The 13,145-nt window shown below is 74.3% G+C and carries 12 protein-coding genes; 7 read left to right on the forward strand and 5 right to left on the reverse strand.

The genetic code is table 11. The features are described 5' to 3' along the window. Window positions 1-267: 267 nt before the first annotated feature. The 5 genes from KW076_RS03985 to KW076_RS04005 all read left to right on the forward strand — a co-directional run bounded on the left by KW076_RS03985 (window position 268) and on the right by KW076_RS04005 (window position 4,869). On the forward strand, window positions 268-1,224 hold the full coding sequence (locus KW076_RS03985) for a hypothetical protein (RefSeq protein WP_224356316.1): 957 nt from the start codon (window positions 268-270) through the stop codon (window positions 1,222-1,224). Beyond that, window positions 1,221-2,510, forward strand: a complete 1,290-nt coding sequence (locus KW076_RS03990; protein ID WP_224356317.1) for a hypothetical protein — start codon at window positions 1,221-1,223, stop codon at window positions 2,508-2,510. The genes KW076_RS03985 and KW076_RS03990 overlap by 4 nt, the downstream gene beginning before the upstream one ends. Then, entirely contained in the window at window positions 2,507-3,187 is a 681-nt protein-coding gene (locus KW076_RS03995) for an ABC transporter ATP-binding protein (protein WP_224356318.1), read from the forward strand. The genes KW076_RS03990 and KW076_RS03995 overlap by 4 nt, the downstream gene beginning before the upstream one ends. 90 nt (window positions 3,188-3,277) lie before the next feature. Next, window positions 3,278-3,613: a bifunctional 3-phenylpropionate/cinnamic acid dioxygenase ferredoxin subunit gene (locus KW076_RS04000; RefSeq protein ID WP_224356319.1), complete on the forward strand. Its 336-nt coding sequence runs from the start codon at window positions 3,278-3,280 to the stop codon at window positions 3,611-3,613. Next, entirely contained in the window at window positions 3,610-4,869 is a 1,260-nt protein-coding gene (locus tag KW076_RS04005; protein ID WP_224356320.1) for an NAD(P)/FAD-dependent oxidoreductase, read from the forward strand. Before KW076_RS04000 ends, KW076_RS04005 begins: the two co-directional genes overlap by 4 nt. Before the next feature lie 88 nt (window positions 4,870-4,957). On the opposite strand, the gene KW076_RS04010 is transcribed toward KW076_RS04005, so the two are convergent. Next, window positions 4,958-6,379 (reverse strand): protein adenylyltransferase SelO, encoded by a 1,422-nt coding sequence (locus KW076_RS04010; protein WP_224356321.1) that lies wholly within the window; start codon window positions 6,377-6,379, stop codon window positions 4,958-4,960. Between the two features lie 301 nt (window positions 6,380-6,680). Here KW076_RS04010 and KW076_RS12580 point away from each other — a divergent pair, with 301 nt between their 5' ends. Then, a complete protein-coding gene (locus KW076_RS12580; RefSeq protein ID WP_286670231.1) occupies window positions 6,681-7,643 on the forward strand; it encodes a DUF559 domain-containing protein in 963 nt (320 codons plus the stop codon). A 132-nt stretch (window positions 7,644-7,775) separates the two neighbouring features. Here the strand turns inward: KW076_RS12580 and KW076_RS04020 are convergent, their stop codons facing one another. The 3 genes from KW076_RS04020 to KW076_RS04030 all read right to left on the reverse strand — a co-directional run bounded on the left by KW076_RS04020 (window position 7,776) and on the right by KW076_RS04030 (window position 10,644). After that, the gene (locus KW076_RS04020; RefSeq protein ID WP_286670232.1) at window positions 7,776-8,621 is read right to left on the reverse strand and encodes an HpcH/HpaI aldolase family protein; all 846 of its coding nucleotides are present in this window, start codon (window positions 8,619-8,621) and stop codon (window positions 7,776-7,778) included. Window positions 8,622-8,669: 48 nt separating this feature from the next. After that, window positions 8,670-9,455: an FAA hydrolase family protein gene (locus KW076_RS04025; protein WP_224356322.1), complete on the reverse strand. Its 786-nt coding sequence runs from the start codon at window positions 9,453-9,455 to the stop codon at window positions 8,670-8,672. 145 nt (window positions 9,456-9,600) lie between these two features. Next, window positions 9,601-10,644, reverse strand: coding sequence for an LLM class flavin-dependent oxidoreductase (locus KW076_RS04030; protein WP_224356323.1), 1,044 nt, complete (start codon window positions 10,642-10,644; stop codon window positions 9,601-9,603). Window positions 10,645-10,765: 121 nt separating this feature from the next. Here KW076_RS04030 and KW076_RS04035 point away from each other — a divergent pair, with 121 nt between their 5' ends. After that, on the forward strand, window positions 10,766-11,656 hold the full coding sequence (locus KW076_RS04035; RefSeq protein WP_224356324.1) for an NADPH-dependent F420 reductase: 891 nt from the start codon (window positions 10,766-10,768) through the stop codon (window positions 11,654-11,656). Window positions 11,657-11,750: 94 nt separating this feature from the next. Here the strand turns inward: KW076_RS04035 and hpaD are convergent, their stop codons facing one another. Then, on the reverse strand, window positions 11,751-12,917 hold the full coding sequence (gene hpaD, locus KW076_RS04040) for a 3,4-dihydroxyphenylacetate 2,3-dioxygenase (protein WP_224356325.1): 1,167 nt from the start codon (window positions 12,915-12,917) through the stop codon (window positions 11,751-11,753). Window positions 12,918-13,145 lie beyond the last annotated feature (228 nt).

Here is a 13,145-nt window from a genome sequence, read left to right on the forward strand (position 1 = left end):
CACACTCACCGAAATGTGAGCGACGTCACAGGGGATCATCGCGGCTCTCTGAGTGTCTGATGGCAAGGAGGCCATCATGAGCATGTTCACGAAGAGCGCGGCATGGGCGACAGCAGGTGCGGACAGACGGTGAGCTGCTCGACCACGTTCGGGGACTCCCTGGGGCTCAACGCTCCGAGGACCTACTTCAACTTCGACCTCAACGATGTCCCGTATGGGGCGTTGTCTGAGCCGGTCGACGGGAACTGACGAAGGCGGCGGACGGGCATGGGGACTGGACTGCTCGGCCGGCTGCTCACGCGCGCCGTTCTCCTGACGGCGCTGTGTGGGCTGGCCCTGGGCATTGCGGGCTCCATGTCCGTCCATCGCCAGCAGTACTTCGGGGCGGAGGGCTGCGGTGAAGCCGTGTGGGATGTCAACGTGGTCGGCGCCGACCGCGTCTGGTCTGCGCTGGAGGCCGCTCTGACCGGCCGTGACCTCACCGCGATGGTGACGGGGGCCGATCCGGGCCTGTTCCATGTGGCGGGGCCCGCAGCCTCGTGTCTGACGGGCGTGGACGAGCAGACCCTCGGATCCACTCGCGAGGCCGGCGGGTTCCTGGTCCGTGGCGGGGGCATGCTCGCGGCCCGTGCCGGGCAGGACGGGGAGTTGGCCACCCGGCCGGCCGTCGTCGTCCCGCCCGACCGCTGGCGGGGGCTGCCCTCGGTCAGCCTCATCCAGCCGACGCCCGTGTTCGACGACTCCAGCTCCTACGTGGGATTCCTCGTGGGAGACGCAGGCGAGATCGAGGATCTCGTGCGCCGCCTGCGCGAGTCCGGCCTTGAGGTGGAGGCTGCGCCAGCTGCCACTGCAGCAGAGGCCGCCCTCCGCGCGCCCACCCTCAGCGCGACCACCGGGCTGACGGCCCTGACATGCCTGAGCGTCACGGCCTTCTGGGCCCTCACGCTCCATGCCGGGCAGCGCCCCGCCGTGCGGGTGCTGCGGCTGCTCGGCGTCTCACCCCTGCGCGCCGCCGCGTCCCGCTGGGCGGCCAGCGCCGTCCCGTTTGCCGCGGCCGCGGCGCTCGCCGCGGCGCTGTGGCTGGGCATGATCCTCAGCGGCACCCTGACGACGCCGGCGCCGGGAACGGCCGCCCTCATCGTGGCGGGTGCCATCCTGGCCGACGCCGCCCTCGTCGCGCTCACCCACGTGGGCGCGCTGTGGATGAAGCGGGTGCCACGATGAGCACGCGAGCCCTCGCAGTGGCCCTCGCCGACGGCCTGAACGACGCCGCCCGATTCTGGCCGCTGATCCTCGGGGCGTTCCTCCACGCGGTCGTCTCCTGCCTGCTCCTCGGTCTCTCCTTCCAGCAGGTGAGCGAGGCCGGCGAGGTCAGCGCCCACCTGCATCGCTGGGAGCAGCAGGGCGCGGCGTCGCTGCACGGGATCTACCTGGCCGGGGTGAGCGCACGCCCCGCGGCTGAGGGCATGACGCCGACGCTGCAGGACGGACTAGACGAGACCCCCGTCCTCGACCCCGAGGGGGAGGCCGGGGCGGCCTCACGGACCGCCGGCCTGCTGTCCCTGCTGGAGGACCCGCAGCGGCTGGCATACACCATGGACCCGTACGGGGATCGCTTCGGCGATGACCTGCCCGGGGCGATGGTGGTGACCGAGGACTTCCTCCGAGCCACGGGGGTGGATGACTCGATGACGCCCACCGGGGCGGCCGTTCCCCGGGACTCGGACGGTGCGCCCGCGCCCTACGCGGTCCTCGGCAGCGCCTCCCGGGCGAAGGACCCCCACGCTCTGCTCGTGGACGGCGCGCCGCCTCCGACGACGCGGGTGCAGTTCCAGGGCGCGATGATCCCGGTGGTGGGCCGCCTGGCCCAGGGGGCCACCACACTGGACCCGATGATGGGCTCGGTGCCGCTGGACGAGGCCGCGCTCATCGTCCTCCCGGCGGCGAGCCTGCCCGGCCTCTACCCCGCCGAGGAGCTGGAAGCCCTGCTGCTGCGCACGGTGGTGCTCGGCCCGGACGCTGTCCCGGTGCTGGACGCCTCTGCCCGCCCCTTCGAATCCGAGCGCCTGCTGGTCGCGGCTCAACCCCTCACCGCCGAGTCCTCGGGCCTGCTGCAGTCGCTGACCTCCAGCTCACGCACCCTGGTCCTCCTCTTCGGGTCGGCCGTCCTGGGGGCGGTGGTCTCCCTGTTCGGCGCCCTCGGGGTCCTCGCACGGGCCCTCGCCCCGACCTGGCGGATCGCGGCCATGGTCGGGGCCGCACGCTGGCAGGCGGCGGTGCGGATCGCCGTGCCGGTGCTGCTCGCCTGGGTGCTGCCGGCGGGCCTGGGCCTGCTGGCGGGGGCGGCCGCCGTGCCCGGACCGTCGCCCACCGCACTGGCGGCGGTGGCCCTCGCCCTGGTGCTCGGTGTCGGCTGCTGGGCCGCCCTCTCCTCCTGGCGTGCCCTGGCCGCGACCTTCGGTCCACGGCGCCGCACCCCGACCCGCACGACGACGAAGGAGGCCGCATGAGCCTGCTCGAGGTCCACGACGTGGACAAGTCCTTCACCACTGCCGCCTCGGAGGTCCCCGTGCTGCGCGGGGTGTCCCTGAGCGTGCCGGCCGGGCAGATGCATGCCGTCACCGGGCCCTCCGGCTCCGGCAAGTCCACCCTGCTGCGGATCCTCGCGTGCCTGGACTCCCCGGACGCCGGAGAGGTCCTGCTCGAGGGGGTCCCGTTGCCGCCGCCCTGGAGCCGCGGTGGGGACCGGCACCGCAACCGGCGGTGCGGGATCGTCCTCCAGGACTTCGCCCTCATGGAGCACGCCACGGCCCTGGACAACGTGCTGCTGCCCCTGCGCTACGGGCCGGGCGGAGGCTCCCGGGCCGAGCAGCGCCGTCGCGCCGCGCTGGCGCTCGACCGGGTCGGCCTGGCCGATCGCGCGCACCACCGGGCCCGCACCCTCTCCGGCGGGGAGAAGCAGCGCGTGGCGGTGGCGCGGGCGCTGATCAACGACCCGCCGCTGGTGCTGGCCGATGAGCCCACCGGCGCGCTGGACCAGGCGCGCACCCGCGACGTCGTCAAGCTGCTGCGCTCGGCGGTCGGCCCACAGCGGGCCGTGGTGGTGGTCACCCACGACCCCGAGGTCGCCGCCGCCTGCGACCAGCGGTGGCACCTCGAGGACGGACGGCTCCACAGCCAGGGGTGAGCGACCAGGCCGCGGCGGGAGCGGCGTCGTAGTGTGGAGCGAAGGCGCCGGCCACCACCGAGCGCAGCCCGCGACCCCGAGGAGCACCCCATGTCACGCGAGATCAACGTCGGCCCGGCGTCGGCCGTCCCGGAGGGCGAGTCCCTCTTGGTCCCCAACGACACCACGGGCACCAAGGACCACATCGGCGTCTTCCACGCGGAGGACGGCGCGTTCTACGCGATCGACAACACCTGCACCCACCAGGACTACGCGCTCTCCGAGGGGTTCGTGGAGGATTGCCGCGTCGAGTGCCCGCTGCACGGCGCTTCGTTCGACCTGCGCACCGGCGAGGCGCTCTCCCTGCCCGCCACGAAGCCCGTGGGCACCCACCGCGTGGAGGAGCGCGACGGCGACCTGTGGCTCACCGTCGAGGACGGCGAGTGACCGTGCCCGCCTCCGTGCTGGTGGTGGGCGGCGGCGTCGCCGGCTTCGGCACGGTGCGGGAGCTGCGCCGCCGCGGGTTCGAGGGGAAGCTGACCCTGGTGGATCCGCAGGGCCTGCCCTACGACCGGCCGCCGCTGTCCAAGGACTTCCTCACGGGGGAGACGGACGCGCACCGGCTGCTGTTCGCCCCTCCGGCGTGGTTCGCCGAGCACGCCGTGGAGCTGGTGACCGCCCGGGTGGACCGTATGGACCTGACCGGGGAGCACCCCGCGGCGGTGCTCGATGACGGCACCGTCCGTGCCGCCGACGCCGTCGTGCTGGCCCCCGGCGGGCGTCCCCGCCCGCTGGACGTGCCCGGCGGGGACCGCCCCGGCGTGCTGGTCCTGCGCACCCGCGCCGACGCCGAGGCGATCGCCGCGCGCCTGCACTTCGGGGCGCGCGTCGTGGTGGTCGGCGCGGGGCTCACCGGCTCCGAGGTGGCCTCCGCCGCCCGGGAGGCGATGGCCGAGGTGACCCTGGTGTCCGCGAGCCCGGCCCCGGCCGCCGCGGCGGTGGGTCCGGCCCTCGCCGCCCGCCTCCACGCCCTGCACGCCGCACGCGGAGTGGACGTCGTGCAGGGCCGGGTCCTGCGCATCGAGCATGCCGACGACGCCCCGGGTCTCGACGCGCCCCACCGCGTCCACGTGGCCCTCGCCGACGGCGGGGAGGCCGCCCTGGACGCGGACCTCGTGGTGGCGGCCGTGGGCATCCTCCCCGACGCCGCCCTGGCCGCCGAGGCGGGCCTCGAACTCGCCGTGGACGGCGGCATCCTCGTCGACGCCGCCCAGCGCACCTCCGATCCCCGCGTGCTCGCGGTGGGCGACGCGGCTCGGCGTCGGGACGCGGCGTACGCCGCCCCGGCCATGCACTGGGAGCCCGCCCTGCAGGACGCCGCCGATGCCGCCGCCGCGCTCCTGGGCGAGGACCTCCCCGAGCGGGGCGCCCCGTGGTTCTGGTCGGACCGGCACGGGGTGCACGTCGAGGGCGTGGGCGCCATGCGCCCGCCGGAGGGCGGGCGGATCGTGGACCGCGAGGTGCGCGGCACGGTGGTCGCGTCCTTCGCGCTCGCGGCCGACGGCGCGATGGTCGGTGCCGCCTCCGTCGACGACCCGATGGCCGTCAAGGCGGCGCGGCGGATCGTGGACCGCGGGATCGTCGTGGACCCCGAGCGGCTCGCCGACCCCAGCGTGCCGGTCAAGGCGCTGCTGCGCGGCTGAGCACCGGGCGCGGGACGACGTCGGCCCCCGCCCTGCGCGGCGCGCTCGTCAGCGGACCGTCGTCACGTGCTCACCCCGGCCGCGCGGCTCACGTCCCGCAGAAGGTGACGAACGGGGCCTCCCCGCCGGCGCCGGGAGCCGGGGGGACGTCGAGGTCCGACGCGTCCGCCCGCGGGGTGAACGGCTCCCGCACCGCCGCCAGGATCCGTTCGACGTCGGCCAGGTCGCCGTCCTCGGCCGCGTCCAGGGCGGCCTGCAGGGGCCGGTTGCGCGGCACCCGCAGCGGGTTCGCGGCGCGGGCGAGCTCCGGGTCGGGGTCCAGGGCCCGCCACCGGGCGAGCCAGTCCGCGGGGAGGGGGAGGTCGGAGAGGTTCGCCCACGAGGCCGTCCAGTCCGCGCGGTCCTGCGCGAGGAGCCGCAGCAGCTCCGCGGCGAGGGCGTCTGAGTCCGCCGAGCGGGCCAGCCCCAGCTTGGCGGCCAGGCCGCCCTGCCAGGCGGCGTCGAACGCGGGGGCGAAACCGCCCAGGGCCTCCTCCGCCGCCGCGACGGCGGCCTCGGGGTCCGGGGCGAGCAGCGGCAGCAGGGTCTCCGCGAACCGGTTGAGGTTCCACAGGGCGATCCGCGGCTGCGCCCCGTAGGCGTACCGGCCGCCGCGGTCGATCGAGGAGAACACCGCGTCCGGGTCGAACCCGTCGAGGAACGCGCACGGACCGAAGTCGATGGACTGCCCGGAGACCGTCATGTTGTCTGTGTTCATCACCCCGTGCACGAACCCCATGAGCATCCACCGCGCCACGAGCTCCGCCTGTGCCGCCACCACCGCCCGCAGCAGCGCCAGGGCGGGGGCGGCGTCGTCGGCGTGGCCCGGATGGTGCCGCTCCAGGGACTCGGCGACCAGTCGGGTGAGCAGGTCCTCGGGTGCGCGGCCGGCGTGCACCAGGGCCGCGGCGTGCTGGAACGTGCCCACGCGCAGGTGCGAGTCCGCCACCCGCACCAGCACCGCGCCCGGCAGGACGCGCTGCCGGCGCACCGGGCCGCCCGTGGCGACGACGGCGAGCGCCCGCGTGGTCGGGATGCCGAGCGCGTGGAGGGCCTCGGAGACCACCAGCTCGCGGAGCATCGGGCCGAGCGCGGCGAGCCCGTCGGAGCCCTCCCGGGAGAACGGGGTGAGGCCGGACCCTTTGAGGTGGACGTCGTGGAGGGTGCCGTCCGGGGCGGTGAGCTCGCCGAGCAGCAGGGCGCGGCCGTCGCCGAGCAGGGGGGAGTAGGAGCCGAACTGGTGGCCGGCATAGGCCTGCGCCACGGGCCGCGCGCCGGGTCCCGGCTCCGTGCCCGTGAGGAACGCCAGTCCGGCGTCGGTCGCCAGCCATGCGGGGTCCAGGCCGAGCTCGGCGGCCAGCGGCGCGTTCAGCGCGGCGAGCGTCGGGGCCGGGGCGGGCCGGGCCTGCCATGGGACGGCGAGCTCGGGCAGGCGGTCCGCGAAGCGGTGCTGCAGCGCGGGAACGGGCATGGGGCCACGCTACGGCGCGGCAGTCGACCGTCCCAGCCCTGCCCGGTCGCCGGCCCCAGCCCCCGCGCCGAGTCGGCCGAACTCGACGCTCTCACGAGCTCGCCCATCCTCAGTGAGTCGGTTTCGGCCGAGTGAACCATGGGGTCGGACGGAGCCAGCCGTGCGTCGGTCGGTGCGGACGACGCTGTGCGCGTGTCGCCGGCCCGGACAGGTCCTGCACCGTGCACCACGACCCGGCCGCCGTCCCCAGCAGTCCGGTCCTGACCACGTCCGACCGCCTCGGCCCGTCCACCGTGGGGTCATGCCGCTTCGTCCCGTCGCCCTGCCGGACTCTCTCATCTCCGGGCCCTTCACCACCCGGGAGCTCCTCGCCGCCGGTGCTCCCGCTCAGCGTGTGCGCTCACCCGACCTGCGGCGCGTCGCCCACGGGATCCACCGCCCCCGAAGCGCGTCCGGCTCCACGGGCGACGCGACCGCGGCGGAGCGCGGCTGGCTGCCCGAGGAGGTCCGGGCCTATCAGCGGATGGTGCCGCACGCCGTCGTCTCCCACACCACTGCGGCGCGCCTGCACGGGCTGCCCCTCCCCGCGTGGGCGGCGGACGAGCGGGACGTGCACCTGACCTTCACCGCCGGAGCGGGGCGAACCCGGCGACGGGGACTGGTGGCGCACCAGGCCGGCATCCCGGCGCTGGACGTCGCGCTGGTGGCCGGGGTGCGGGTGACGACGCCGCCGCGCACCCTGTGGGACCTGTGCTCGCTGCATCCGCGGCTGAGCGTGGAGGACCTGGTCGTCGTCGCGGACGCGGTCATGGCGCCCGGCTGGGACGACGAGCACGGCTTCCTGCCGGGGGAGCACTCGGCCGCAGCGCTCCGAGAGGCGCTGGGGCGGAGGGGCCGGTTCCGCGGCGTGCGGGCTGCGCGCGAGGTCGCGGAGCGCATGCGGGAGGACGTGGCCTCGCCCATGGAGACCCGCACGCGACTGGCGCTGGTGGATCAGGGCCTGCCGGAGCCCGAGGTGCAGGTGCGGCTGTGGGGCGAGGACGGCGCCAAGGGACCGGTGGTGGATCTGGCGTTCCCGCAGTGGAGGGTGGTGGTGCAGTACGAGGGCGCCCGGCACCGGACGCGGGAGCAGCAGGAGCGCGACGTCCGGCGGGACCGCTGGTGCGCCGACCACGGCTGGACGGTGATCAAGGTCGTGGCCGCCGACGTCCACGCTGGCCTCGGTCCTGTGGCGGCACGGATTCTTCGGCTCGCCCGGCAGTGACTCGTCCGAAAGCGACGCACTGCGGGGCAGCAGGCCCCCGGAGGGTCGGTTTCGGACGAGTCAGCGCAGATGGCCAGACCGGAGGGTCGGTTTCGGACGAGTCAGTGGGGATGGGGGAGGAGGCGCGCCCCCTCAGTACGACGCGCGGGACCCGGCGTCGTCGTCGGCCGCGGCCTCGGGGGTCGGGCACCAGGTGTCCGCGAGGGCCTCGGCGGCGCGGGCCAGGAGGGCGACGTCGGCGCCCACGTTCACGAAGTCCGCGCCGGCCTCGGCGTAGGCGCGGGCCTGCGGCTCGGCGAACGCGTTGACGCCCACCACGGTGCCGGCCGCGTTGGCGGCGGCGATCACGGACTGCACGGCCGCCACCACGTCCGGGTGGGTCTGCTGCCCGATCAGCCCCATGGACGCGGAGAGGTCCGAGGGCCCCACGAAGATGCCGTCCACGCCGGACGTCTCCGCGATGGAGCGGGCGTTCTCCACTCCGGCGGCGGTCTCGATCTGCACGAACAGGCCCACGTGGTCGGCGTCGTGCGTCAGGTAGCCGTCGATCCGGTTCCAGCGGCCCGAGCGGGCCAGGGCGGAGCCGACGCCGCGGACCCCGTGCGGGGGGTAGCGCACTGCGCGCACGGCCTCCGCGGCCTGCTCGGCGGTGTCGACCATCGGCACCAGCAGGGTCTGGGCGCCCAGGTCCAGGAACTGCTTGACGAGGACCGCGTCCAGGGACGGCACCCGCGTCATCACGGGCACCCCGTAGCCGGCGACCGCGCGCAGCTGCGCGAGCACGCTCTCCAGGGAGAGGGGGGCGTGCTCGCCGTCGATCAGGAGGTAGTCCATGCCGGCGCCGGCGCAGATCTCCGCGGCCGTGACGTCGCCGGAGCTGAGGAACATGCCCGCCGCGGGCCGGCCGCCCCGGGCCGCGCGCGCCTCGGGGGTGAAGAGGTCGCGGACCAGGGGCTGGGCGTTCAGACGGACGGGCATGGGGGTCCTCTCGGGGGTGCGGGCGGCGGTCGGCGGGGTGCGGACGGCTCAGGCGAAGAAGCAGGTGACGGTGCCCAGGGGGCCGTAGTCCGCGGTGACGGTGTCCCCGGCGGAGACGTGCATGGGGCGGGTGAAGGAGCCGGCCAGCACGATCTCCCCGGCCGCGAGGGCGTCGCCGTGCTCGCCGAGGCGGTTGGCCAGCCAGTGCACGCCGTTGCCCGGGTGGTTGAGCACGCCCGCGGCCACGCCGGTCTCCTCGATGGTCTGGTTGCGGGAGAGGGTGCCGGCCACCCAGCGCAGGTCCACGGCGTCGGGGGCGACGGGGCGGCCGCCGAGCACCATGGAGCCCAGGGCGGCGTTGTCCGCGATGGTGTCGACGATGGTGCGGCCGGCCAGCTCGATGTGCGCGTCGAGGATCTCCAGCGCGGGGACCACGTACTCGGTGGCGCGCAGGACGTCGAAGAGGTTCACGTGCGGGCCGCGCAGCTCCGCCTTGAGCACGAAGGCCAGCTCCATCTCGATGCGCGGGTTGGTGATGCGCGCCGTCTCGTAGACGTGGCCGGACTCGAAGACCTGGTCGTCGAAGATCACGCCGTAGTCGGGCTCGGTGATGCCGGTGGCGGCCTGCATGGCCTTGGACGTCAGGCCGATCTTGTGGCCGACGACGCGGCGGCCCGCCTCGACGCGGCGCTCCGCCCAGATGCGCTGGACCGCGTAGGAGTCCTCGACCTCCATGTCCGCGTACCGTGCGGTGAGCAGCGGGACCGGCGTGCCGGCCCGGCCGGCCTCGAACAGCTCGTCGGCGATCTTCACATGGGTGGCATGGTCCAGCACGATGTCTCCTCACGACGTCGGCGTCGGCGGGGGAGCGACGGCGCCCGCGCCCCCTCAATCGTATACGTTGCGGGTCGCGGGCGTGTGGTCCGGGTCACGGTCGGGTCGCCGGGCGGTGGCGCCGCGTCGTCGTCGGCCACCCCGGTCAGGACGCGGCCAGCATGTCCTTCACGAGCGGGATGACCTTCTCGCCGAACAGCTCCACGGAGCGGCGGTTGTACTCGTGGGGGATGGGCCCGTGCTGGACCTTGAAGTTCACCCGGGTCGCGTCGAGGTCGGCGATCCCGCGGGCGATCTTCTTGGCCACGGTCTCGGGGGATCCCACGCCCATGAGGGAGTGGCGCACCTCGTGCATCAGCCCCTCCATGCCCATGGAGCCCCAGCCGCGCTCCGCGCCGAGGCGCTTGTGGTGCTCCAGGTAGTGCGGGGCGAACTGCTCGAGGGCGGCCTCGTCGGTCTCCGCGATGTGGCCGATCATGTGGAAGCCCACCTGCGTCTCGCCCGCGTGGCCGAACTTCTCGCGCGCGTCGCGGTAGAGCTTGGCGAACGGGGCGAACCGCGCGGACGGGCCGCCGATGATCGCGAGCATCAGGGGCAGGTCGTGGCCGGCGGCGCGGATCACGGACTGCGGGGAGCCGCCGACGGCGACCCACGCCTTCAGCGGCTCGGCACCCTCCAGCGGCGGATAGAGGACCACGTCCTCCAGGTTCTGGGTGAGCTTGCCGGTCCAGGACACGGGGTTCGGCTGCTCGGCGCGCAGCTCGGCGAACAGGGCCAGCTTCTCCTCGAACAGCTCCTCGTAGTCGGAGAGCTCGTAGCCGAACAGCGGGAAGGACTCGGTGAAGGAGCCGCGGCCCACGATCGCCTCGGCGCGGCCGGAGGAGAGCGCGTCGAGGGTGGCGAAGCGCTCGTAGACGCGCACGGGGTCGTCGGAGGAGAGCACGGTGACGCCCGTGCCCAGGGTCAGCCTCTCGGTGCGGCCGGCGATGGTGGCCAGCACCATGTCCGGGGCGGAGACGGTGTAGTCGTCGCGGTGGTGCTCGCCGATGGTGATGCCGTCGACGCCCGCCTGCTCGGCGGTCTCCGCCAGCTCGACGACGTGGCGCACGCCCTGCGCGTGCGACTCCAGCTCGCCGTCCAGGGTGCTGGTGCGGTCGCCGAAGGTGTCGATGTGGAACTTCACGTCCATGGTGTGCTGCCTCTCCTGGCCGATGCGCGGCCGCCCGGATGTGGGGACCGTCTCATGCGAGGCTTCCTGCATCGGGAACAACAACCAAGGGGCCGGAGTTATTTCAAACATGAATGACACCATGACCGTCGGCCTGATCGGCCTGGGCAAGCTCGGCTCGGCCATCGGACGCCTCACCGCCGAGGCCGGGCACCGGATCCTCGTCGCCGACCGCCCCGATGACCCCGTGTTCGGCCTCGTCCTGGAGAGCGTCCTCCCGGAGGCCCGCGCCGTGCCCCTGGCAGAGCTGCTCCAGGAGGCGGACGTCGTCGTCCTCGCCGTGCCCCAGCCTGCCCTGGCGGGCTTGGACCTGACGGCCGCGCGCGGCATCGTCGTGGACGCCACCAACGCGTGGGAGTACACGGACGGGCCGGACTCCGAGCACCGCATGGACGCGGACGTGTGGGCCGCGCGCGCCCCGGGGGTGCGCGTGGTCAAGTCCCTCAACCACGCCGCCTACGCGGAGCTGCTCGCCGACGCGCGGGAGCACGGCGCCGCCGGCCGGCGCGCCCTGGCCGTGGTCGGCTCCGACGACGACGCCGTGGCCCGCGCCTCCGCCTACGTGGACTCGCTCGGCTTCGACCCGGTCCCGGGCCCCTCCGCCGCGGCCCCGCTGCTCGAGCCGGACGGGCCGGACTCCGAGCACCGCATGGACGCGGACGTGTGGGCCGCGCGCGCCCCGGGGGTGCGCGTGGTCAAGTCCCTCAACCACGCCGCCTACGCGGAGCTGCTCGCCGACGCGCGGGAGCACGGCGCCGCCGGCCGGCGCGCCCTGGCCGTGGTCGGCTCCGACGACGACGCCGTGGCCCGCGCCTCCGCCTACGTGGACTCGCTCGGCTTCGACCCGGTCCCGGGCCCCTCCGCCGCGGCCCCGCTGCTCGAGCCGGACGGGCCGGTCTTCGGCGTGCGGCTGGACGCCGACGGCATGCGGGCCGCGCTCGCCGAGGGCCTCGAGGCGGACTCCGCCCGCTGAGCCCCCGCCTCTGCGTCCACTCGTCCGACATCGACCCTCCCGAGGCCCTGCGAGGGTCGGGAGGGTCGATGTCGGACGACTGAGCGCGCTCGGGTCAGAGCTGGTTCCCCAGCTTGTACTCGCCCTGCTTGTACTCGGGCATGGACTCCTCGCCCTCGTCCTCGCGGGTGTAGGAGAAGCCGTCGGCGCCGATGGTCACGGCCATCTCGGAGTCGTCGGTGCGGGCGACCAGCGGCTGCAGGTTGCCGTCCAGGTCGAGGACGCGGGAGGCGTCGGTGTACCAGGACGGCACGACCGGGGTGCCCCACCAGTCGCGGCGCTGGTTGTCGTGCACGTCCCAGGTGACCACGGGGTTGTCCGGGTCGCCCGTGTAGTAGTCCTGGGTGTAGACCTCGACGCGGTGGCCGTCCGGGTCGCGCAGGTACAGGTAGAAGGCGTTGGAGACGCCGTGGCGGCCCGGGCCGCGCTCGATGTGGTCGGACATGCGCAGGGCGCCGAGCTTGTCGCAGATCGCCAGGATGTTGTGCTTCTCGTGGGTGGCGAAGCAGACGTGGTGCATGCGGGGGCCGTCGCCGCCGGTCATGGCGGTGTCGTGCACGGTGGGCTTGCGGCGCATCCACGCGGCGTACACGGTGCCCTGCTCGTCCTGGATGTCCTCGGTGACGCGGAAGCCCAGGTCCTGCATGAACTTGGCGGCGCGGGGCACGTCCGGGGTGACCTGGTTGAAGTGGTCCAGGCGGACCAGGGCGCCCGGGGTGTAGAGGTCGTAGCGCCAGGCGAGGCGCTCCACGTGCTCGGTCTCGAAGAAGAACTCGTAGGGGAATCCCAGCGGGTCCTCGACGCGCACGGAGTCGCCGACGCCCTTCACGAAGCCGTCCTTGTTCCGCTCCACGCGGCAGCCGAGCTCGGTGTAGAAGGCCACGGCCTTGTCCAGGTCCTCGGGGGTGCGCACGCGGTAGGAGAATGCGGCGACGGCGGCGGTCTCGCCCTTGCGGAGGATCAGGTTGTGGTGGATGAACTCCTCCATGGAGCGGAGGTAGACGGTCTCCTCGTCCTCCTCGGTGACCACGAGGCCGAGCACGTCCACGTAGAAGTGGCGGGACGCGGCGAGGTCGGTGACCACGAGCTCCATGGACGCGCAGCGCAGGATGTCCGGGGCCTCGGCCTTCGGCGTCGGCAGCGGGTTCGCGGGGGTGATGGGGGCCTCTTCGGTGACGAAGAAGCCGGAGGAGGTCTTCTTGCGGGACTCGAGGTTGCTCATGGTCTCTCCTGGTTCAGGCGGTGCCGGCGGGCCGGGGTCCGTGCGGCGGGAGGAAATGTGGTGCAGGCCACGCTCGGGAATGGATCGTATATGATCCTGCGCCCGCTGGGAAGTGGGCCGGGACGCGGCCGATGCGGTGGGGTGGAAGGGCAGGGCGGTGGCGCTGCAGCCCGGGACGACGCCGGCCCCGCACCTCCACGTGGGGGTGCGGGGCCGGCGTCGTGACGG

The organism is Micrococcus porci, assembly GCF_020097155.1.
GTDB lineage: Bacteria > Actinomycetota > Actinomycetes > Actinomycetales > Micrococcaceae > Micrococcus > Micrococcus porci.

Coding starts and splice junctions, on each gene's coding strand:
- KW076_RS03985 (WP_224356316.1), top strand. CDS start 268: ATGGGGACTGGACTGCTCGGCCGGCTGCTCACGCGCGCCGTTCTCCTG.
- KW076_RS03990 (WP_224356317.1), top strand. CDS start 1,221: ATGAGCACGCGAGCCCTCGCAGTGGCCCTCGCCGACGGCCTGAACGAC.
- KW076_RS03995 (WP_224356318.1), top strand. CDS start 2,507: ATGAGCCTGCTCGAGGTCCACGACGTGGACAAGTCCTTCACCACTGCC.
- KW076_RS04000 (WP_224356319.1), top strand. CDS start 3,278: ATGTCACGCGAGATCAACGTCGGCCCGGCGTCGGCCGTCCCGGAGGGC.
- KW076_RS04010 (WP_224356321.1), bottom strand. CDS start 6,379: ATGCCCGTTCCCGCGCTGCAGCACCGCTTCGCGGACCGCCTGCCCGAG.
- KW076_RS12580 (WP_286670231.1), top strand. CDS start 6,681: ATGCCGCTTCGTCCCGTCGCCCTGCCGGACTCTCTCATCTCCGGGCCC.
- KW076_RS04020 (WP_286670232.1), bottom strand. CDS start 8,621: ATGCCCGTCCGTCTGAACGCCCAGCCCCTGGTCCGCGACCTCTTCACC.
- KW076_RS04030 (WP_224356323.1), bottom strand. CDS start 10,644: ATGGACGTGAAGTTCCACATCGACACCTTCGGCGACCGCACCAGCACC.
- KW076_RS04035 (WP_224356324.1), top strand. CDS start 10,766: ATGACCGTCGGCCTGATCGGCCTGGGCAAGCTCGGCTCGGCCATCGGA.
- hpaD (WP_224356325.1), bottom strand. CDS start 12,917: ATGAGCAACCTCGAGTCCCGCAAGAAGACCTCCTCCGGCTTCTTCGTC.